The organism is Vibrio sp. 10N.222.55.C6 (assembly GCF_041473395.1).
Classification (GTDB): domain Bacteria; phylum Pseudomonadota; class Gammaproteobacteria; order Enterobacterales; family Vibrionaceae; genus Vibrio; species Vibrio crassostreae_C.
The window spans coordinates 1-436 of the sequence record NZ_JBFRSD010000736.1 but is presented as its reverse complement, the minus strand read 5'-3'; the positions used below and the strand labels follow the sequence as shown (position 1 = coordinate 436).

At 42.0% G+C, this 436-nt stretch carries 1 protein-coding gene; it reads left to right on the top strand.

The window, feature by feature from the left end; translation table 11 throughout:
- Positions 1 to 436, top strand: a 436-nt coding sequence (locus tag AB4486_RS25900) for a hypothetical protein (RefSeq protein WP_372119603.1), incomplete at both ends; no start/stop codon positions are given.

The window sequence follows — 436 nt, the reverse complement described above, 5'->3', positions numbered from 1 at the left end:
GAACGAATATTAGTTATTGATGTACTTCCAGACGCCGACTTAGGCACCTTAAGCGTGAATCGCAAAACCATCAATGAAGATAATATTCTCGATCCAGATACTGTTGGGGATCCTAGCAATAGAGTCGCGTTCACTCTTGATGAAGTGATTGCGATGACACCATCTGAAGATTTGGATACGTCGGAAACTCTATACGTACGCATCAATAATATCACTCAGGGGGCTGGGCTTTATTTACTTGGGACCGATACCCTTGTACCAACCGTGACAATTGAGGGTGTCGATTATCAAGAGATTCTTTACTCTGAACTTGCCAACGTAGAAGTGATACCCAAAGAGCACAGTAATGAAGACTTTAGTTTTGATGTGTTAGGTGTTGTCAAAGACAAGGCAGATCTTTCAACGGGTGAAGTAGTTGATGAAATCACATTTGGTC